Below are 18,386 nucleotides of genomic sequence, written 5' to 3'. Positions count from 1 at the left end.
AATGTCCCCCCGTTCGCGTGCCCGTTCCGTCAGGCGGCCTCGGAGGCTGCCTGTTCGTGGGCCGGGGCGTACGCCGGGTAATCGACGTAGCCGGCCGCGCCGCCGCCATAGAACGTTTCGCGATCGGCAGGGGCCAACGGCCAGCCATGCTGCAGGCGTGCCACCAGGTCCGGGTTGCTGATGAAGGCAGTGCCGAAGGCCGCCAGGTCGATCAGGCCCGCATCGATCAGCTGCTCGGCGCGCTCGCGGGTCATGCCACCGGCGAGGATGAGCGCGGTGCCGGGCAGATGCGGCTTCAGCGTGCGCAACAGGCCACTGAAGCCCGAGTCACCGGCACCATCGACCGACTTCTGGCCGACCTTGAAGCCGGACTGGTCCATCAGGTGCACATACGCCAGGCCGCGCTGCCCGATGGCCTGGATCAGCGCGGTGTAGGTCGCATCGATTTCCGGGTAGTGCGGCATGTCGAACAACTGGCCATACGGCGAGAGCCGGATGGCCGTACGCGATGCGCCGATCCGCGCGACCACGGCGTCGATCACTTCCAGCGTGAAGCGCAGGCGGTTGTCCAGCGACTGCGGGCCGTATTGGTCGGTGCGGTCATTCACCTGTGGATTGATGAACTGCTCATGCAGATAGCCGTTGGCGCCGTGGATTTCCACGCCGTCAAAGCCCGCTTCGATGGCATTGGCGGCCGCCTGCGCGAACTCCGCCACGATGCGCGGAATCTCGTCGGTCTCCAGCTGGCGCGGCGCCGGGGCGGCGACCAGCGCCGGTTGGCCCTGCTCGTTGTAGCCGAATGCCTGCGCGCCGACCGGCAGTTTCGAGCTGGCACTGACCGGGCGCGCATCGTTGGCCTGGATGGTGGGGTGCGAGACGCGACCGACATGCCAGAGCTGGGCGAACATCCGGCTGCCCAGCGCATGGACCGAATCGGTGGTCAGGCGCCAGCCGGCGATCTGCGCGGCCGTGAAGATGCCGGGATTGAACAGATAGCCTTGGCCCTCGCGGGAAATGGGGGTGCCCTCGCTGACGATCAGGCCGGCGGTGGCACGCTGGGCGTAGTACAGCGCCGTTCGTTCATCGGCGGCATCCTGCGGGGCGCGTGCACGGGTCAGCGGGGCCATGACCACGCGGTTGCGCAGCGGGATGCCCGCGAGGTCGAACGTATTGAAAAGGGAGCTCATGGGGGTTCCTGAGGGTGCGAGCGGGAGGGGCGTGGCGGGTCCGCCATGCGTTCCCCCCATCGTATGGGCGTGCGATATCGGCCACAATGCGATGATTCGGCAAATGACTATTGCTGAAACAGCAATCAGGTTCCCAAGGCGCCCACCATGCAGCTCAAAGCCCTCCGCTATTTCCTCACCGTCGCCGCCACCGGCAGCTTCCTGGCCACGGCGCGCCAGTACCGGGTGCCAGCCTCATCGGTGTCGCGCTTCATCGCGGCGCTTGAACAGGACGTGGGGCACCAGCTGTTCTACCGGAGCACCCGGGCGGTGCGGTTGACCGAGGCGGGCGAGCAGTTCCACCAGCAGGTGCGCGACGCCGTGGATCTGCTCGATGACGCGGTCGGGCAGCTGGAAGGCCGCGACGCCGAGCTGCGCGGCCTGATCCGCATCAACGCCCCCGAGTCGCTGGGGCGGCTGCACATCGCGCACATCGTCAACACGTTGCAGGCGCGGTATCCCGAGCTGATCGTCGAGCTGACCCTGACCGACACGCTGATCGATCCCGTCCAGGAAGGCGTGGATATCATCATCCGGGTCGGGCTGCTGATGGATTCGGGCCTGATCGGCAAGGTCATCGCTCCCCACCGCAACATCCTCGCCGCCAGCCCGGCCTACCTTGCCGCGCATGGCACGCCGGTGGTGCCGGAGGATCTGCTGCAGCATCAATGCCTGGTCTACAAAGGGCAGCTCGGCATCCAGAAGTGGTATTTCCGTTCCTCGCCGGAGGTACCGTTCAAAGCGGTGAACGTGACCGGCCCCCTGCGCAGCAACAATGCCGAAGCGCTGCTGGCGGCAGCCATTGCAGGGCGTGGCGTGGTGCTGTTCCCCACCTGGCTGTTCAACGCGGAAATGCTGCGTGGCGGCAGCATGGTCACGCTGCTCGGCGACTGGGAGTTTTCCCCGCAATCCGAACGGGTGTATCTGCAGCTGCTCTCGCCGGAAAACAGACTGCGCTCACGCAAGGTCCGCGAAGTGTCGGCCTTCCTCACCGAGGCGATCGGATCGCCGCCGTACTGGGATCGTGCTGATCCGTGAGCCATGGGCACCCCCATCACACCGGGGGTGGCAGGATCGGAAGAGATTCGCCCCCTCACCAGGAGACCACCATGGCTTCGACCGTTGTCCTGACCCGATCATGGGTCATCCATCCGTTCCACGCCGCTGTACTGGGCGGCGTGCTGCCGCTGTTCCTCGGCGCACTGCTGGCGGACTACGCATACTGGAGTTCATACGAGATCCAGTGGGCCAACTTTGCGTCCTGGCTGCTGATCGGTGCGATGGTGATGACCACGCTGGCCCTGCTGTGCGGGATCGTTGGTCTGGTCCGTGGCAGTCGCAACCTCGCTTACGTGGTGATTCTGGCGGTGATATGGGGCGTGGGCTTCATCAACTGCCTGCACCATGCGCGCGACGCTTGGGCAGTGATGCCGGCGGGGCTGGTGCTCTCGGTGATCCTGACGGTGCTGGCGCTGGTCGCCACCTGGGTGGGCCTGTCCAGCCTGCGCGTGGGCGGTGTGCGATGAGCCGCCAGACGACGTTCCGCCTTCTTTCGGTGTCCGCGCTTGCGGTCGCACTCGCTGCCTGCAGCGGCAAGGCGCCCGAGCTGGAGCAGTATGGCGGCAACCCGGAGATGCCCAAGCCGCATCGCGGGATGATGCCGGACATGACCATCGCCAAGCCGGCGCAGTGGGGCGACATGTTGCCGACGGTGCCGAAGGGCTACCGCATCTCGGCGATCGCCACCGATCTGGGCATTCCGCGGCAGACCCTGGTGCTGCCCAACGGCGATATTCTGGTCGCTGAAGGTCGTGGCGGCAGTGCGCCTGCCCTGAAGCCGAAGGATGTCATTGCCGGCAAGATCAAGGCCAAGGGCAACACGTCAGTCAAGAGCGGCAACCGCCTGACCCTGCTGCGCGACGCTGATGGCGACGGCACCTACGAACTGAAAACAGTCTTTGCCGACAAGCTCAACGCGCCGTATGGCCTGGCGATGATCGGCAATGCGATCTACGTGGCCAACCAGGATGCGGTGGTGCGCTTTGACTACCAGGAAGGCCAGACCAAGGCGAGCGGCGCACCGGTCAAGCTGACCGATCTGCCCGCGGCGATCAACCATCACTGGACCAAGGCGATGACCGCCAGTGCCGATGGCCGCTATCTGTACGTGGGTATCGGCTCCAACAGCAACATCACCGAACGCGGCATGGCGGTGGAGATCGATCGCGCGCGGATCTGGCAGATCGATGTGGCCACCGGCGCGCACAAGGATTACGCCACCGGTATCCGCAATCCCACTGCGCTGGCGATCCAGCCGGGCACCGGCACGCTGTGGGCGGTGGTCAACGAGCGCGATGAGATCGGCCCGAACCTCGTGCCCGATTACCTCACCTCGGTGAAGGAGGGCGGCTTCTATGGCTGGCCCTACAGTTACTGGGGCAAGAATGTGGATCGCCGGGTGATGCCGCAGAATCCGGAAAAGGTCGCCTCGGCCATCGCACCGGATTACGCGCTGGGCTCGCATGTGGCCGCACTCGGGGTGGCGTTCTCGTCGCCGGTGATGGGCACCCGGTTTGCCGATGGCGTCTTCGTTGGCGAGCACGGCAGCTGGAACCGCAATCCGCCGGTCGGCTACAAAGTCGTCTTCGTGCCCTTCAGCAATGGCCGTCCGGCCGGCGAGCCGATCGATTTCGTGAGCGGTTTCTTCGGCGAGGACGGCAAGACGCGCGGCCGCCCGGTAGGTGTCACGGTCGACCCGCGTGGTGCACTGATCGTTGCCGATGACCTCTCCAACACGATCTGGCGGGTCACTCACGACGGGACGCCCGCCCAGCCATAATCCTTAACGGGGACGGAGGGGATTAATAATTACCTCCGTCCCCGTTAAGAGGGGGCTTGACCTTCCCATGATGGGAATCTTTAGGGTGGCAGGTAACCTCACCCCAAGGACTGCCCCATGTCTTCTGTTGCTTCCCGGTCCGGCGCGCCGCTCAGCCGCCTGAGCCTGCCCATCGAGGGCATGACCTGCGCCTCCTGCGTGGGCCGGGTGGAGCGCGCGCTGACCGCCGTCCCCGGCGTGCAGACCGCCTCGGTCAACCTGGCCACCGAGCGGGCCGATCTCAGCTTCATCGGGGCGCCCGATCCTCAGGCGGCGGTCCGTGCCATCGAACGCGCCGGCTACACCGTGCGCGAAGCCACCACCGAACTGAGCATCGAAGGGATGACCTGCGCGTCCTGCGTTGGTCGCGTGGAGCGCGGCCTTGCGCAGCTGCCGGGCGTGATCGCGGCCAGCGTCAACCTGGCGACGGAACGGGCGCAGGTGCGCCATCTGGCCGGTACGGTCTCCGTCGCCGATCTGCTGGCTGCCGTGGAAAACGCCGGCTACACCGCGCGCGTTGCAGGCGCGAGCACGGCTGCGGCCGGTGATCAGGAGGAGGAACGCCGCGAAGGTGACGCCCGCGCGCTGCGCCGCTCCCTGTTGCTGGCGGCGCTGCTGACCCTGCCGGTGTTCATCCTGGAAATGGGCTCGCACCTTGTCCCGGCCATGCACCACTGGGTGATGCATACCGTTGGCCTGCAGACCAGCTGGTACCTGCAGTTCGCGCTGGCCACGCTGGTGCTGTTCGGGCCGGGCCTGCGCTTTTTCCGCAAAGGCGTGCCGGCACTGCTGCGCGGCGCCCCGGACATGAACTCGCTGGTCTCGCTCGGCACCGCGGCGGCCTATGGCTACTCGGTGGTCGCCACCTTCGCCCCGGGCGTGCTGCCGCCGGGCACCGCCAACGTCTACTTTGAAGCGGCGGTCGTCATCGTGACCCTGATCCTGCTCGGGCGAACGCTCGAGGCGCGGGCGAAGGGCCGTACCTCGCAGGCGATCAAGCGCCTGGTCGGGCTGCAGGCGCGGACTGCACGCGTGCAACGTGGCGGTGAGAACGTCGAGGTGCCGCTGGACGAGGTCACGCTCGGCGATGTCGTACTGGTCCGCCCGGGCGAGAAGGTGCCGGTGGACGGCGCGGTGGTGGAGGGGGCGTCCTATGTGGATGAGAGCATGATCACCGGCGAGCCGGTACCGGTGGCCAAGGCCGTGGGCGCCGAGGTGGTCGGGGGCACCCTCAACACCACCGGTGCCTTCAGTTTCCGTGTCACCAAGGTGGGCGGGGATACCGTGCTGGCCCAGATCATCCGTCTGGTCGAGCAGGCACAGGGCTCCAAGCTGCCGATCCAGGCGCTGGTCGACCGGGTCACCATGTGGTTCGTGCCGGCGGTGATGGCTGCAGCCGCGCTGACCTTCCTGGTGTGGCTGGTGTTCGGTCCGGCACCGGCGCTGACCTTTGCGCTGGTCAATGCGGTGGCGGTGCTGATCATTGCCTGCCCTTGTGCGATGGGCCTGGCCACGCCGACCTCGATCATGGTCGGCACCGGCCGCGCGGCGGAGCTGGGCGTGCTGTTCCGCAAGGGCGAGGCGCTGCAGGCACTGCGCGATGTGAGTGTGATCGCGCTGGACAAGACCGGTACGCTGACCAAGGGCCGTCCCGAACTGACCGACCTGGAGCCGGCCGATGGTTTCCAGGCCGATGAGGTGCTGGCGCTGGTCGCTGCGGTGGAAGCCCGCTCGGAGCATCCCATTGCCGAGGCCATCGTGGCTGCCGCCAAAACGCGTGGTCTCGCACTGGCCACCCTCGAGCGCTTCGAGGCGGTGCCCGGCTTCGGTGTGTCCGCGCATGTCGCTGGCCGTACCGTGGCCGTCGGCGCGGACCGCTACATGACCCGGCTGGGTCTGGATGTGACCGCCTTCCGGCCGACCGCGCAGCGGCTCGGCGAGCAGGGCAGGAGCCCGCTGTATGCCGCCATCGATGGGCGCCTGGCGGCGGTGATCGCCGTGGCCGATCCGATCAAGGAAAGCACCCCCGCGGCGATCCAGGCCCTGCACGCGCTGGGCCTGAAGGTGGCGATGATCACCGGTGACAACGCGGCCACGGCGGCGGCCATCGCGCGCCAGCTGGGCATCGATGAAGTGGCCGCCGAGGTGCTGCCCGATGGCAAGGTCGCCGCGCTCAAGCGTTTCCGTGCGGGTGGCGCCAAGGTGGCCTTCGTCGGTGACGGGATCAATGACGCACCGGCGCTGGCCGAGGCCGATGTCGGCCTGGCCATCGGCACCGGCACCGATGTGGCGATCGAGGCGGCCGACGTGGTGCTGATGTCCGGCGACCTGCGCGGCGTGCCCAACGCGATCGCCCTGAGCCAGGCGACGATACGCAACATCAAGCAGAACCTGTTCTGGGCCTTCGCCTACAACGCGGTGCTGATCCCGGTGGCCGCTGGCCTGCTGTACCCGTTCAACGGCACGCTGCTCTCGCCGATCTTCGCTGCGGCGGCGATGGCATTGTCCAGTGTATTCGTGCTCGGCAATGCGCTGCGGCTCAAGCGCTTCCATGCACCGATGCAGGCCGATACGCTGGGCACCGGCATGGTGGAAAGTGAGATGAGGACCGGACGATGAATATCGGTGAAGCCGCGACGTTTTCGGGCGTGTCGGCAAAGATGATCCGCTATTACGAGCAGATCGGCCTGATCCCGCCGCCGGCGCGCTCGGAGGCGGGCTACCGGCACTACAGCCCGCAGGACGCACACAGCCTGCGCTTCATCCGCCGCGCGCGCGATCTCGGTTTTTCAGTCGAACGGATCGGCGAACTGCTGGTGCTGTGGCAGGACCGCGAGCGTGCCAGTGCCGACGTCAAGGCGGTGGCGCTGTCGCACGTGGGTGGGCTGAAGGCGAAGATCGCTGAGCTGCAGGCGATGGTGCAGACGCTGGAGCATCTGGCCGCGCACTGCCACGGCAATGACCGGCCGGATTGCCCGATCATCGCCGGCCTGGCCCAGCCCGTTTCCGCGCCGGCGGAGACCGCATCAGCCGGCAAGCCTCGCAAAACGCCGTTGTTCGGTGCGGATACGCCGGTGTCCTCGCGCGGGCGCGCGGCCCGCACGCCACAGTCCTGATCGACCCGGTGGCGTTCATGCCCTGCACAAAGGGCGCGGACGCGTTAAGGCCTTGACCTTGCCACGTTGTCATCCCCGACAGTGGGCTGACACCCACCACGGCGAGGTCGCCCGATGCATCGTTTCACCCTTCCCACCATGACCTGCGGCGGCTGCGCCCGCTCCGTCACCAAGGCCCTGCAGGGCGTTGATCCACACGCACGCATCGAGACCGATCCGCCCGCGCGCGAAGTACGCGTGGAGAGCGACCGCGAGCGGGCCGCCTTCCTGGCCGCGCTGGCCGATGCTGGATTCCCTGCCACGCCATGAGTTGGCGGTCCCACGCCATCCCGGAGGACAACGCATGTGCATGAAACATCTTCTGCCGCTGCTGCCGTCCCTGGCGGCGTGGGGCACCGTGAAATCCGATGCCGTCGCGGCGGCTCAGGCCTTGGTGGCGGACGCGAGTCGCTTCACCAGCACCTCAGCCGCTTCGGCCGACGAGGCCGGGTTCTGGCCGGTGATCAGCAAGCCATCGCTGACCACATACGAGCCCCAGTCCGGCCCCTTGGAGTAGGAACCGCCTGCGGCCTTGAGCATGTCCTCGACCAGGAACGGCACCACCTCGGTCAGGCCGACGGCATCTTCTTCGGTGTTGGTGAAGCCGGTGACCTTCTTGCCCTGCACCAGCGGGGCACCCTCGGCAGTCGTGACGTGACGCAGCACGCCCGGCGCATGGCAGACCAGCGCGACCGGCTTGCCGGCGGCGATGAAGCCTTCGATCAGCGCGATGGAGTGGGTGTCTTCGGCGAGGTCCCACAGCGGGCCGTGGCCGCCGGGATAGAACACGGTATCGAACTCGGCCTGCGAAACGCTGTCCAGCCGCACGGTGTTGGCCAGCTGCGCGTTGGCATCCGCGTCTGCTTCGAAACGGCGGGTGGCGTCGGTCTTGAAGTCCGGTTCGTTGCTTTTGGGATCCAGCGGCGGCCGCCCACCCTTGGGCGAGGCCAGCACGATCTCGGCGCCCGCATCCTTGAAGGTGTAGTAGGGCGCGGCCAGCTCTTCCAGCCAGAAGCCGGTCTTCTTGCCGGTGGCGCCGAGTTCGTCGTGCGAGGTCAGAACGATGAGGACTTTCATGGATGATGCTCCTGTGGGTGCTTGATTAGACTGGTCGTCTAGTGATGGGGCCGAGAGAAACACGCCGATGCCGGCATGCGTGAGACAGGCTTTTGTCAGCGGGCGGTATGCAGAAGGCGGGCGGTCAACGCCACGGCGTCGTCGAACGGGCTGCTGGTGCGGGCGATCTTGACCATGATGCTGGTCCCCAGCCACAGCTGATACAGGCTTCGGGCGACCGCCTCGGGTGGCTCCCGGGTCGCCACCGATCCGTCGGCCAGACCCGCTGCAATCGCACGCGCCAGCCGATCGGTGATCCCCGTGGTGCCCCGCTGGAGTGCGGCCCGCATGGGTTCGGAAAGGTCCGCCACTTCGGCACCGAGCTTGACGGCCAGGCACTTGCCCTGGCAGTCCTCGAAGGACTGGCTGTCCTGCCAGGCGCGGAAGTAGGCCGCCAGTTGCTCGGCCTTGGTCTGGCCCGGCTGGCGGAAGATGCGGTCCATATCGGCGAGATAGGCGCTGAAGTAGTCCTCCAGCAATGCCTCGCCGAAGGCTTCCTTCGAGGCGAAGTAGTGGTAGAACGAGCCCTTGGGAACCCCTGCCGCGGAAAGGACCTCGTTGAGGCCGACGGCGGAAAAGCCTTTGGCGCCCATGATCCGCTGGCCGGTGGCGAGGATCGTGTCACGGGCAGCGGAGGTGGTGGGCGAGTTCATGGACGCCACTGTACGCTTGATTAGACCGGTCGTCTAGTGCCTACTTGCGTGGTCTACGGGAAGCCGGCCAGCGGCCGGCACTATCCCGCTCCCGCGCGGCGAACGCCGACTGGGAACGGCCGGATCAGGGTATATTCCCCGGCCCCATTTTCATTGCCAGATAGCGCCCCGCCATGAGCACGCCCCGCAAGCACTACAAACACCCCGCAGAATCCGAGATCGGCAACGGCACGATCTACCTCGAGGCGCAGGGCGATGTGATCGTGCGGCAGGTGGAGAGCTACCGCAGTGTGCTGGTCTGGGCCGACAAAACCGGGCAGGCCGATGAGCGCTTCCCGCTGTCCGATCAGCCGCTGTCCTGGCTGGACCTGGATTCGGATGACGCCATCACCGCCAGCCAGTTTGAAGCCGTCTGGAAGCAGGCCAAAGCCGTTTCCGGCTGAGCGTGCCGAAAGACTGGCGTCACACCGTCCAGCCGGGGCTTTCCGCCGCCACATGCATCAGCTGATCCAGCTGGCGCAGCGCCCGGTGCAGTTCCTGCCGGTTGGCGGCGGCACCCAATGAGATCCGCACCGCATCGTTGATCGCCACCCCTTCGGGCGTGAACGCCGATGACGGTGCGATGCCCAGCCCCTGCAGGCGCGCGGCGTGGGTGAGGCTGGCATCGGTCCAGTGCGCGGGAAGACGGCACCAGGCGTGCACGCCCGCGCAATGCTGCAGGAACCGCGGCGACAACGCCGACCGCGCCAGATAGCGTCGTTCGGCCGCTTCGTCCTGCACCAGTGTCAGCATGGCCTGGGCGGAGCCGTCCAGGATCAGCTGCGTCACCAGGGCGTTCATCAGTGGTGGTGCCATCAGGTTCACCGCGCGCAGCGCATCCAGCATCGGCTGCCGGTCCATGCCTTCGGGAAGGCGCACGAAACCGGTGTGCAGGCCTGGACTGAGGCACTTGGAGAGCGTGGAGATGTAGCAGGCGTGCCGTGGTGCCAGCAGCGCGAGCGGGGCAGGGGCGTCCTCCAGCAGCAGCCAGTAGGGGTCGTCTTCGATCAGCTGCAGGTGCTGCGCGCGGATCACCTCCGCCAACGCTTCGCGGCGTGCCTGCGGCATCGTGTGGGCGGTGGGGTTCTGCGCGGTCGGGTTGAGATAGACCACGCGCGCACCCCGTTCTTTCGCGGTACGGGCCAGCGCATCCGGGCGCATCCCGTGCTCGTCGCACTCGACCACCTGAAGGTGCCGCTGCAGCACCCGCGCGGCATGCAGCAGCCCGGGATAGACCAGCGGCTGGCACAGAATCGTGTCACCGGCGTCGGTCAGCGCCAGCAACAGGGCGGACAGCGCAGCCTGCGCGCCTTCCGTGACGATCAAGGTGTCGGCATCCAGTTTGCCGAGGATCGGCTTGAGCCACTGTTGTGCAGCCCGATGATCCGCCCGGCTTCCGCCGCCCACGTGATAGGTCATCAGGTTGCCGACGTCGCTGCGGGTCAGCACCGATGACAGGCCACGCTGCAGCATGTCCGCGACCTGGCCGCCGCCGGGGCTGGGCGGCAGGTTCATGCTCAGGTCCACCAACTGGGCAAGTTCCACCTGCGGCGGCGCGACGAACGACCCCAGCGGGCCACGCGCATCGATCAGCCCGCGCTTGCGTGCCTCGGTGAACGCACGGGTGATGGTGGTGAGGTCCACCTTCAGCTCGGTGGCCAGCGCACGCTGTGCGGGCAGGCGCTGGCCGGGACGTAACGCACCGGACCACACCGCACGTTCCAGCGCCTGCACGATGCGCAGGTACACCGGCCCGTGGCCATCGGCGATGAGGGGGCTCCATTCCATGCGCGCATGGTACGCGCGCCAGGGCGAGCGGCTGCGACAGTGTGTCGCATCATGTATGGATCATGTCGTTGCCTAACGTACGCGGCTGCGGCGGGCACCCCCCATGCATATCGGTCATGCAGGGGGGTGTTCGCCACTTTTCATGATCCGGGCCGCCCGGCCCGGCACTGCGTTGGAAGGGCCGTCACGCATGAACCCCGCTACACACTCCGCTCGCCGCGCCACGCTGGCCGGTCGAGCCCGCGCCGGACGCTGGTTCGGCCTGGCAGCGCTGCTGCCGCTGCTCACAGGCTGCAAGAACCTGGAGCTGTTCAATCCCATGGGCAGCATCGCCGAGCAGGAAATGCAGCTGATCCTGGTCTGCACCGGCCTGATGCTGCTGGTGGTGATCCCGGTGATCATCCTCACGCTGTACTTCGCGTGGCACTACCGCGAGTCGAACAAGAAGGCCACCTACGCACCCAACTGGTCGCACTCCACCGCGATCGAAGTGGTGGTGTGGACGATTCCGTGCCTGATCGTGGTCGTTCTGGGTGTATTGATCTGGAAGAGCACCCACGCGCTGGATCCCTACCGCCCGATCGAATCGGACACGCCCGCGCTGCGCGTGGAAGTGGTCTCGCTCAACTGGAAGTGGTTGTTCATCTATCCGGACCACAACGTGGCCACGGTCAATGAGCTCGTGATGCCGGTCGATACGCCGGTCGCCTTCAAGCTGACCTCCGAGTCGATGATGAATGCCTTCTTCGTGCCGCAGCTGGGCAGCATGGTCTACACCATGCCGGCGATGCAGACCCGCCTGCACCTGATCGGGCACACGCCGGGCACCTATGCCGGGATGTCATCGGCCTACAGCGGCTCGGGTTTCTCGGACATGAAGTTCGATGCGCGGGTGGTGACGGCGGCGGACTTCGACCAGTGGCTGGCGCAGTCGCGCGGCACCGCCGTCCATCTGAACCAGGCCCGCCTGGCCGAGCTGGAGAAGCCGACCCACGGCGCGCCGATGCAGCGCTTCGCCAGCGTGGATACCGGCCTGTTCGACAGCATCCTGCGCCGCTATGGCGGCATGCCCGACGACGAAATCTGCCTGCCCGGTGAAGAACCCGGCGCGAAAACCCAACTCGTGAGCCTGGCCGCGTCTGCCAGCCGTACCGCGGAGAACTGATTGTGCTTGGAAAGTTGAACCTCGAAGCGATTCCCTACCACGACCCGATCATCATGTCGGCGCTGGTGGGCTCGCTGCTGCTGGGCGTGGCGATCGTCGCGGCCATCACGTACTACAAGAAGTGGGGCTACCTCTGGACCGAGTGGATCACCTCGGTGGACCACAAGAAAATCGGCGTGATGTACATCATCCTGGCCCTGGTCATGCTGGTGCGCGGCTTCGCCGATGCGCTGATGATGCGTGCCCAGCAGGCCATCGCCGCCAATGACAGCGCCGGCTACCTGCCGCCGGAACACTACGACCAGATCTTCACCGCGCACGGCGTGATCATGATCTTCTTCGTGGCCACTCCGCTCATCGTGGGCCTGATGAACATCGTGGTGCCGCTGCAGATCGGCGCGCGCGACGTGGCATTCCCGTTCGTCAACTCGCTCAGCTTCTGGCTGTCGGCGGTGGGCGCGGTGCTGGTGATGCTGTCGATGTTCGTCGGCGATTTCGCCGCGACCGGCTGGGTGGCGTATCCGCCGCTGTCCGGCATCGAGTACAGCCCCACGGTGGGCGTGGACTACTACATCTGGTCATTGCAGGTCTCCGGCATCGGCACCACGCTGACCGGCCTGAACTTCATCGTCACCATCCTCAAGATGCGTGCGCCGGGCATGGACCTGATGAAGATGCCGGTGTTCACCTGGACCGCATTGATCACCAACATCCTGATCGTGGCGATCTTCCCGGTGCTGACCGCGACCCTGGCGCTGCTGACCATGGATCGCTATTTCGGGATGCATTTCTTCACCAATGACGCCGGCGGCAACGCCATGATGTACGTCAACCTGATCTGGATCTGGGGCCACCCGGAAGTCTACGTGCTGATCCTGCCGTGCTTCGGCGCCTTCTCGGAGATCATCGCCACGTTCTCGGGCAAGCCGCTGTTCGGCTACCGCTCGATGGTCTATGCCACCTCGTCGATCGGCATCCTGTCGTTCTTCGTGTGGCTGCACCACTTCTTCACCATGGGCTCGGGTGCGAACGTCAATGCCTTCTTCGGCATCATGACCTCCATCATCTCGATCCCCACCGGGGTGAAGCTGTTCAACTGGCTGTTCACCATGTACCGCGGCCGGATCCGTTACCACTCCTCGACGATGTGGACCATCGGCTTCATGGTCACCTTTGCGCTGGGTGGCATGACCGGCGTGATGCTGGCGATCCCGGGTGCGGATTTCGTGCTGCACAACAGCCTGTTCCTGATCGCGCACTTCCATAACGTGATCATCGGCGGCGTGGTGTTCGGCTGCCTGGCGGGCATCAGCTTCTGGTTCCCGAAGGCGTTTGGTTTCACCCTCAACGAGCGCTGGGGCAAGATTTCGTTCTGGTGCTGGCTGGTCGGCTTCTATCTGGCCTTCATGCCGCTGTACGTGCTGGGCTTCAAGGGCATGACCCGCCGCATGAACCACTACGGGGTGGAGGGTTACCAGCCGTGGCTGATCGTGGCCGCCATCGGTGCGCTGGTGATCGCCGCCGGTATCGCCGCGATGTTCATCCAGTTCTATGTCAGCGTGCGTGACCGCAAGGCCAACATGGACCTCACCGGCGACCCGTGGAATGCGCGCAGCCTGGAGTGGGCCACGTCCTCGCCACCGCCGTTCTACAACTTCGCCAAGCTCCCGGCGATCACCTCGCTGGAGCAGCATTGGGACGACAAGCAGCACGGCCGGGCCTGGCAACGCCAGGACACCTACGAGGACATCCACATGCCGCGCAATACCGCGTCGGGTGTGGTGATCTCGGTGTTCAGCCTGGTGCTGTGCTTCGCCCTGGTCTGGCACATGTGGGCGCTGGCCGGTATCGGCCTGATCGGTGTGATCGCGACCTTCGTGCTGCGCTCGTATGACCGTGATGTGGACTATTACGTGCCCGCCGCCGAGGTGAAGCGCATCGAAGAGGCGCACTTCGCGCAGATGGAAGGAGCCAAGGCATGAGCGGCGATACCCTGACCGCTGCCACGCAGCACGGGCAGCTCGCGGCCGGTCATCACGACCACGCCCACGAGCACCACGACGACGGCAACAAGACCGTCGTCGGGTTCTGGATGTACCTGATGGGCGACTGCCTGATCTTCGCGGTGCTGTTCGCCACCTTCGGCGTGCTGCTCAACGGAACGGCCGATGGCCCCAGCGGCAAGGACCTGTTCAAGCTCGGCTTCGTGCTCTCCGAAACGGTGGTGCTGCTGCTGAGCAGCTTCACCTTCGGCCTGGCGATGCTCGGCATGCAGGCCGGCAAACGCAACCAGGTGGTGGGCTGGCTGGCCGTGACCGGCGTGCTCGGTGCGGTCTTCATCGGCATGGAGCTGTATGAGTTCGCCGAGCTGATCCATGAAGGCGCCACCCCGGATGTGAGTGCCTACCTCTCGGCGTACTTCACGCTGGTGGCCACCCACGGCCTGCACGTCACCTTCGGCCTGCTGTGGCTGGCGATCATGGTCCACCAGGTGCTGACGTTCGGCCTGGACGGCATCGTGCGGCGCCGCCTGGCCTGCCTGAGCCTGTTCTGGCACTTCCTGGATCTGATCTGGATCTGTGTGTTCACCTTCGTGTACCTGAGGGAGTTTGTATGAGCGGCCACGCCACTCTGAAGGGCTACATCCTCGGCCTGCTGCTGTGCCTGGTGCTCACCGGCGCCTCGTTCGGCGTGGTCATGACCGATCTGGTGCCGCAGCCGCTGCGGCTGACCGCCATCGTGGTGCTGTGCGTGGTGCAGCTGGTCGCCCAGTTGGTGCTGTTCCTGCATATCGGGGCAGGGCGCAGCCAGCGCGAGAACACCGGCATCTTCCTGTGCACCGCGTTCCTGATCGCCATCGTGGTGGCCGGTTCGCTGTGGGTGATGCACAACGCCAACCTCAACATGATGCCGATGCAGATGTCGGCCGCGCCATGAGCTGGTCACGCTCGGGTGTCCTGGCTGCCGGGCTGCTGTTGACGTGTTCCGTGATGCCGGTGGTGGCTGCGGCCGCGCAGGCCCACACCGCGGCAACGGTGTCGGTCAGCGATGCGTGGGTGCGCCTGCCACCGCCGGCGGCGAATGTAGCCGCCGGGTACGTGCAGCTGCATAACGGCGGCGGTGAGGACCGGCTGCTGTCAGCCGCGTCCCCGGCGTTTGCCGAGGTGCAGATCCATGCCATGCGCATGGACGGGGAAGTGATGCGCATGGAAGCGCTGCCCGATGGCCTGGCCTTGCCGGAGGGCCAGACCGTCGCGCTGCAGCCCGGGGGATACCACCTGATGCTGCTGAAGCCGAAGCGGCCGGTGTCGGCCGGCCAGACGGTGCGGGTGACGCTGCAGTTTGCCCGCAGCGCAGCGCAGGTGGTGGACTTCAGTGTGCGCGATGGCCTGGTGCCGCACGGGGCGGTGAAGTGACCCGCTGGGCAGCCACGGGCCTGCTCACGCTGGCGCTGCTGGGCGGCTGCGCCGACGGCCAGGCGCCGGTGATGGGCCAGGCGGCACTGGGGGCGGTCAAGTTTGAGAGCAGCGACGGGCGCACGCTCGCCATCCGCGATCTGCAGGGCAAGCCGACCCTGCTGTTCTTCGGCTTCACCCATTGCCCCGAAGTGTGCCCGCTGAGCCTGGTCAAGGCGGTTCAGATCAAGCAGCTGCTGGGCCCGGCGGCAGCGCAGCTGCAGGTGGCCTTCGTCACCGTCGACCCGCAGCGCGATACGCCTGCGCACCTGCGCGAGTATCTGGCGGCCTTCGATACCACGTTCCTGGGCCTGGCCGCTGACGAACCCGGTACCCGCGCCATTGCCGAAAGCCTGGGCGTGAGCTACCGGCGCGTGGGTGAGGGCGACATGGCCACCTTCGAGCACACCGCCTCGTGGTTCCTGCTCGGCGCTGACGGGCAGCTGCAGGATGTCTACGGCTATGCAATGAACGAACGGGACATCGTCGAGAAGCTGCGCGTGCGGCTGGCGGTGGCGGGAGGGATCGCGCGGCCATGAGCCGGGCCGGCGCGGACCGCGCGGACTTCGTCCTGCTGCTCGGCTCGGCTGGCTGTGCGCTCACCGTGCTCGATACCAACGTGGTCGGCGTGGTCCTGCCGACCATCGCCCGCGATCTGTCCACCTCGTTCGCAGACATCGAATGGGTGGTCAGTGCCTATGTGCTGTGCTTCGCCTCGCTGCTGCTGCCCGCCGGCACCCTGGCCGACCGGATCGGGCGTCGACGCCTGTTCCTGATCGGCCTGAGCCTGTTCGCGCTGACCTCGGTCGCGTGCGGTATCGCCGGCACCGCCATGGCCTTGTACCTGGCACGGGCCGGGCAGGGGGCGGCCGCAGCCTTCATGCTGGCGCCAGCGCTGTCGCTGATCGGCCATGCGCACCAGACCCCGACATCACGCGCGCGCGCGTGGGCGATCTGGGGCGCGATCATGGGCCTGACCATGGTGCTCGCACCACTGATCGGCGGCGCTATCGCCACCTGGTTTGGCTGGCGCTGGGCCTTCCATATCAATCTTCCGCTGTGCCTGCTGCTGGCGAGCCTGAGCTGGGCCTTCGGGCCCGAGTCGCGCGATCCGGTCAGCCGCCGCATCGATGTGCCGGGCGTGCTGCTGTTCGCCGGCAGCATGCTGTCCTGGACCTGGGCGCTGATCCGTGGCCCCGTGGAGGGCTGGGGCAGTGCCGCAGTGCTGCCGTGGCTGCTGGCCGGCACCGCGTTGGGCGCGGGCTTCATCGTGGTCGAGCAGCGCCGTGCCCAGCCCATGCTGGATCTGCGCCTGTTCCGTGCGCCTGCACTGGTGGGCGCGGTGCTGGCGATGTTCGCCTACGCCGCCTGCGTGCAGGTGATGGCCTCGTTGCTGCCGTTGTTGCTGCAGAACGCCCGCGGTGACAGCGTGCTGCAGGCCGGCATGCACATGCTGCCGTTCGCGCTGGCGATGCTGCTGCTCCCGTTCGCGGGGCGCCGGCTGGGGACGCGGTGGGCGCCCGGTCGGATCCTGGCGCTGGGCCTGGGCGTTGCCGTGATCGGCAACCTGGGCATCGCGTTGGCGCTGTGGCAACACAGCGATTCCGGTCTGCTGTTGGCGATGGCCGTGCTCGGCAGTGGCGGTGGCCTGCTCAACGGCGAAACACAGAAGGCCATCATGAGCGTGATCCCGCCGGACCGCGCCGGCATGGCCTCCGGCATCAGCACCACCGCGCGCTTCTCCGGCATCCTGATCGGGTTCGCCACGCTGGGCGCGGTGTTGTCCAGCCACGTACGCGACGCCGCCCGCGGGGCGCTGAGCGAGGCAGGGCAGACAGGGTCGCCGGCGCTGATCGAGCGCGTGGTGGTCGGCGAGCTGTCCGTGTCCGGGGCGGCACACGACACCCTGACACTGCTGGCGCGCCAGGCGTATGCCGATGGCGCCGCGTATGCATTCGTGACCGCAGCGGCGATGGCGCTGGTAGCGATGCTGCTGACCAGCACGCTGATGGCCAGGCGCTAGACAGTCCGAAGCTGGCGTCCGCGCAGGGCGTGGATCCGGCCGGCCGTCACCACGCGCGGGCGCGCACGTCCCAGCAGGCAGCAGTGAACGTCACTGAATCGGCGTCGACGAACGGCTCGAACGCACGCAGCACCGCGTCGATCACCTGCGTTCGGACGTCCGCAGCAAGGTCGTCATTGCGCAGCGCGCTCCCGACCGGTCCGAGCAGCGAGACGTAGGTCGCCAGATCCGAACGGTCGATGCGGCACACCACATCCAGCGGCAGCAGCTCGATATGCTCCCAGCCGCCGTCCCTCAGGATCTGCTCGACCCGGGCCTGGTCGGCAAACGCAAACTGACCCGGTGCCCCGGGCTGGCGAGGTGGCAAGCTCAGCCAGGGTGCCGCGGCGCGCTCGGCGGTGGTCATGAACGCGTTCTCGTCCGGACCGCGCCAGGCCAGCGCCTGCAGCACGCCGCCGCGTTTGGCGGCGCGCTGCAACTGACCGAAGGCCTGCACCGGGTCATCGAAGAACATCACGCCAAAGCGCGACACGATCCGGTCCAGACTCCCGGGTGCGAACGCATGCTGCTGCGCATCGGCGACGATGAAGTCCACTGCCAGCCCGGCGCGCTGCGCGCGTTCACGCGCCAAGGCGAGCATCGGGGCCGAGATGTCGACCCCGGTGACGTGTGCCTCCGGACCCAGCCGCCCGGCAATGGCCAGCGCCACCGCCCCAGTCCCGCAGCCCACATCCAGCACCTGGGCATCGGTACCCGGCGCGATGGCATCGAGCAGGTGAGTGGCCAGCGGTGCGAACATCTGATCGAGGATGCGCTGCGCCTCCACCCAGGCCTCACCGGCCGGGCCATTCCATAACGCGTGCTGCGAGGTGTCGGTCATTGCAGGGC

The 18,386-nt window shown here is 66.9% G+C and carries 19 protein-coding genes; 14 read left to right on the top strand and 5 right to left on the bottom strand.

Annotated elements, in window-relative coordinates:
* Nucleotides 1-29: 29 nt before the first annotated feature.
* Entirely contained in the window at nucleotides 30-1,187 is a 1,158-nt protein-coding gene (locus tag AC1DIQ_RS05975) for an alkene reductase (protein ID WP_478049639.1), read from the bottom strand.
* A 147-nt stretch (nucleotides 1,188-1,334) separates the two neighbouring features.
* Here AC1DIQ_RS05975 and AC1DIQ_RS05970 point away from each other — a divergent pair, with 147 nt between their 5' ends.
* The 6 genes from AC1DIQ_RS05970 (at nucleotide 1,335) to AC1DIQ_RS05945 (ending at nucleotide 7,529) form a co-directional block, all read left to right on the top strand.
* The gene (locus AC1DIQ_RS05970) at nucleotides 1,335-2,264 is read left to right on the top strand and encodes a LysR family transcriptional regulator (RefSeq protein WP_478049638.1); all 930 of its coding nucleotides are present in this window, start codon (nucleotides 1,335-1,337) and stop codon (nucleotides 2,262-2,264) included.
* 71 nt (nucleotides 2,265-2,335) lie between these two features.
* A complete protein-coding gene (locus AC1DIQ_RS05965; RefSeq protein WP_152151373.1) occupies nucleotides 2,336-2,752 on the top strand; it encodes a DUF2231 domain-containing protein in 417 nt (138 codons plus the stop codon).
* Nucleotides 2,749-4,065, top strand: coding sequence for a PQQ-dependent sugar dehydrogenase (locus AC1DIQ_RS05960; RefSeq protein WP_478049637.1), 1,317 nt, complete (start codon nucleotides 2,749-2,751; stop codon nucleotides 4,063-4,065). The genes AC1DIQ_RS05965 and AC1DIQ_RS05960 overlap by 4 nt, the downstream gene beginning before the upstream one ends.
* A 117-nt stretch (nucleotides 4,066-4,182) precedes the next feature.
* Complete coding sequence (locus AC1DIQ_RS05955; RefSeq protein WP_478049636.1) at nucleotides 4,183-6,723, top strand: heavy metal translocating P-type ATPase; 2,541 nt, start codon at nucleotides 4,183-4,185, stop codon at nucleotides 6,721-6,723.
* Entirely contained in the window at nucleotides 6,720-7,220 is a 501-nt protein-coding gene (cueR, locus tag AC1DIQ_RS05950) for a Cu(I)-responsive transcriptional regulator (protein WP_478049635.1), read from the top strand. Before AC1DIQ_RS05955 ends, cueR begins: the two co-directional genes overlap by 4 nt.
* Before the next feature lie 114 nt (nucleotides 7,221-7,334).
* Nucleotides 7,335-7,529 (top strand): heavy-metal-associated domain-containing protein, encoded by a 195-nt coding sequence (locus AC1DIQ_RS05945; RefSeq protein ID WP_070473916.1) that lies wholly within the window; start codon nucleotides 7,335-7,337, stop codon nucleotides 7,527-7,529.
* A 114-nt stretch (nucleotides 7,530-7,643) separates the two neighbouring features.
* Here AC1DIQ_RS05945 and AC1DIQ_RS05940 read toward each other — a convergent pair whose 3' ends face one another.
* Both AC1DIQ_RS05940 and AC1DIQ_RS05935 read right to left on the bottom strand, forming a co-directional pair.
* A complete protein-coding gene (locus AC1DIQ_RS05940; protein ID WP_461769921.1) occupies nucleotides 7,644-8,336 on the bottom strand; it encodes a type 1 glutamine amidotransferase domain-containing protein in 693 nt (230 codons plus the stop codon).
* A gap of 95 nt (nucleotides 8,337-8,431) precedes the next feature.
* On the bottom strand, nucleotides 8,432-9,028 hold the full coding sequence (locus AC1DIQ_RS05935; protein ID WP_478049634.1) for a TetR/AcrR family transcriptional regulator: 597 nt from the start codon (nucleotides 9,026-9,028) through the stop codon (nucleotides 8,432-8,434).
* A 173-nt stretch (nucleotides 9,029-9,201) separates the two neighbouring features.
* Between AC1DIQ_RS05935 and AC1DIQ_RS05930 the strand changes: the two genes are divergently transcribed.
* Nucleotides 9,202-9,471: a hypothetical protein gene (locus AC1DIQ_RS05930; RefSeq protein ID WP_121036968.1), complete on the top strand. Its 270-nt coding sequence runs from the start codon at nucleotides 9,202-9,204 to the stop codon at nucleotides 9,469-9,471.
* Nucleotides 9,472-9,490: 19 nt separating this feature from the next.
* Here the strand turns inward: AC1DIQ_RS05930 and AC1DIQ_RS05925 are convergent, their stop codons facing one another.
* Nucleotides 9,491-10,855, bottom strand: a complete 1,365-nt coding sequence (locus tag AC1DIQ_RS05925) for an aminotransferase-like domain-containing protein (RefSeq protein ID WP_478049633.1) — start codon at nucleotides 10,853-10,855, stop codon at nucleotides 9,491-9,493.
* Between the two features lie 190 nt (nucleotides 10,856-11,045).
* Here AC1DIQ_RS05925 and cyoA point away from each other — a divergent pair, with 190 nt between their 5' ends.
* The 7 genes from cyoA to AC1DIQ_RS05890 are packed head-to-tail and all read left to right on the top strand — an operon-like array spanning nucleotide 11,046 to nucleotide 17,498.
* Nucleotides 11,046-12,020 carry a ubiquinol oxidase subunit II gene (gene cyoA, locus AC1DIQ_RS05920; RefSeq protein ID WP_478049632.1) on the top strand — a complete coding sequence of 325 codons (975 nt, stop codon included), beginning with the start codon at nucleotides 11,046-11,048 and terminating at the stop codon, nucleotides 12,018-12,020.
* Between the two features lie 2 nt (nucleotides 12,021-12,022).
* Complete coding sequence (gene cyoB, locus AC1DIQ_RS05915) at nucleotides 12,023-14,002, top strand: cytochrome o ubiquinol oxidase subunit I (RefSeq protein WP_461769915.1); 1,980 nt, start codon at nucleotides 12,023-12,025, stop codon at nucleotides 14,000-14,002.
* Nucleotides 13,999-14,637, top strand: a complete 639-nt coding sequence (cyoC, locus tag AC1DIQ_RS05910; protein WP_478049631.1) for a cytochrome o ubiquinol oxidase subunit III — start codon at nucleotides 13,999-14,001, stop codon at nucleotides 14,635-14,637. The genes cyoB and cyoC overlap by 4 nt, the downstream gene beginning before the upstream one ends.
* The gene (gene cyoD, locus AC1DIQ_RS05905; RefSeq protein WP_121036963.1) at nucleotides 14,634-14,957 is read left to right on the top strand and encodes a cytochrome o ubiquinol oxidase subunit IV; all 324 of its coding nucleotides are present in this window, start codon (nucleotides 14,634-14,636) and stop codon (nucleotides 14,955-14,957) included. Before cyoC ends, cyoD begins: the two co-directional genes overlap by 4 nt.
* Entirely contained in the window at nucleotides 14,954-15,436 is a 483-nt protein-coding gene (locus AC1DIQ_RS05900) for a copper chaperone PCu(A)C (RefSeq protein WP_478049630.1), read from the top strand. Before cyoD ends, AC1DIQ_RS05900 begins: the two co-directional genes overlap by 4 nt.
* The gene (locus tag AC1DIQ_RS05895) at nucleotides 15,433-16,014 is read left to right on the top strand and encodes an SCO family protein (RefSeq protein ID WP_478049629.1); all 582 of its coding nucleotides are present in this window, start codon (nucleotides 15,433-15,435) and stop codon (nucleotides 16,012-16,014) included. The genes AC1DIQ_RS05900 and AC1DIQ_RS05895 overlap by 4 nt, the downstream gene beginning before the upstream one ends.
* Nucleotides 16,011-17,498: an MFS transporter gene (locus tag AC1DIQ_RS05890; protein ID WP_478049628.1), complete on the top strand. Its 1,488-nt coding sequence runs from the start codon at nucleotides 16,011-16,013 to the stop codon at nucleotides 17,496-17,498. The genes AC1DIQ_RS05895 and AC1DIQ_RS05890 overlap by 4 nt, the downstream gene beginning before the upstream one ends.
* 46 nt (nucleotides 17,499-17,544) lie before the next feature.
* Here the strand turns inward: AC1DIQ_RS05890 and AC1DIQ_RS05885 are convergent, their stop codons facing one another.
* Nucleotides 17,545-18,378 carry a class I SAM-dependent methyltransferase gene (locus AC1DIQ_RS05885; protein ID WP_478049627.1) on the bottom strand — a complete coding sequence of 278 codons (834 nt, stop codon included), beginning with the start codon at nucleotides 18,376-18,378 and terminating at the stop codon, nucleotides 17,545-17,547.
* Between the last annotated feature and the right edge of the window lie 8 nt (nucleotides 18,379-18,386).

This window comes from Stenotrophomonas sp. 05L413, from assembly GCF_056397945.1.
The sequence above is the reverse complement of the archived record's forward strand: the minus strand, read 5'-3'. Positions and strand labels throughout refer to the sequence as shown.

Excerpts from the sequence above, each read along its gene's own strand:
- cueR (WP_478049635.1), top strand. The coding sequence starts at position 6,720 with ATGAATATCGGTGAAGCCGCGACGTTTTCGGGCGTGTCGGCAAAGATG.
- AC1DIQ_RS05925 (WP_478049633.1), bottom strand. The coding sequence starts at position 10,855 with ATGGAATGGAGCCCCCTCATCGCCGATGGCCACGGGCCGGTGTACCTG.
- AC1DIQ_RS05955 (WP_478049636.1), top strand. The coding sequence starts at position 4,183 with ATGTCTTCTGTTGCTTCCCGGTCCGGCGCGCCGCTCAGCCGCCTGAGC.
- AC1DIQ_RS05970 (WP_478049638.1), top strand. The coding sequence starts at position 1,335 with ATGCAGCTCAAAGCCCTCCGCTATTTCCTCACCGTCGCCGCCACCGGC.
- AC1DIQ_RS05900 (WP_478049630.1), top strand. The coding sequence starts at position 14,954 with ATGAGCTGGTCACGCTCGGGTGTCCTGGCTGCCGGGCTGCTGTTGACG.
- cyoC (WP_478049631.1), top strand. The coding sequence starts at position 13,999 with ATGAGCGGCGATACCCTGACCGCTGCCACGCAGCACGGGCAGCTCGCG.
- AC1DIQ_RS05935 (WP_478049634.1), bottom strand. The coding sequence starts at position 9,028 with ATGAACTCGCCCACCACCTCCGCTGCCCGTGACACGATCCTCGCCACC.
- AC1DIQ_RS05960 (WP_478049637.1), top strand. The coding sequence starts at position 2,749 with ATGAGCCGCCAGACGACGTTCCGCCTTCTTTCGGTGTCCGCGCTTGCG.
- AC1DIQ_RS05945 (WP_070473916.1), top strand. The coding sequence starts at position 7,335 with ATGCATCGTTTCACCCTTCCCACCATGACCTGCGGCGGCTGCGCCCGC.
- cyoD (WP_121036963.1), top strand. The coding sequence starts at position 14,634 with ATGAGCGGCCACGCCACTCTGAAGGGCTACATCCTCGGCCTGCTGCTG.
- cyoA (WP_478049632.1), top strand. The coding sequence starts at position 11,046 with ATGAACCCCGCTACACACTCCGCTCGCCGCGCCACGCTGGCCGGTCGA.
- AC1DIQ_RS05965 (WP_152151373.1), top strand. The coding sequence starts at position 2,336 with ATGGCTTCGACCGTTGTCCTGACCCGATCATGGGTCATCCATCCGTTC.
- AC1DIQ_RS05940 (WP_461769921.1), bottom strand. The coding sequence starts at position 8,336 with ATGAAAGTCCTCATCGTTCTGACCTCGCACGACGAACTCGGCGCCACC.
- AC1DIQ_RS05885 (WP_478049627.1), bottom strand. The coding sequence starts at position 18,378 with ATGACCGACACCTCGCAGCACGCGTTATGGAATGGCCCGGCCGGTGAG.
- AC1DIQ_RS05975 (WP_478049639.1), bottom strand. The coding sequence starts at position 1,187 with ATGAGCTCCCTTTTCAATACGTTCGACCTCGCGGGCATCCCGCTGCGC.
- AC1DIQ_RS05890 (WP_478049628.1), top strand. The coding sequence starts at position 16,011 with ATGAGCCGGGCCGGCGCGGACCGCGCGGACTTCGTCCTGCTGCTCGGC.
- AC1DIQ_RS05930 (WP_121036968.1), top strand. The coding sequence starts at position 9,202 with ATGAGCACGCCCCGCAAGCACTACAAACACCCCGCAGAATCCGAGATC.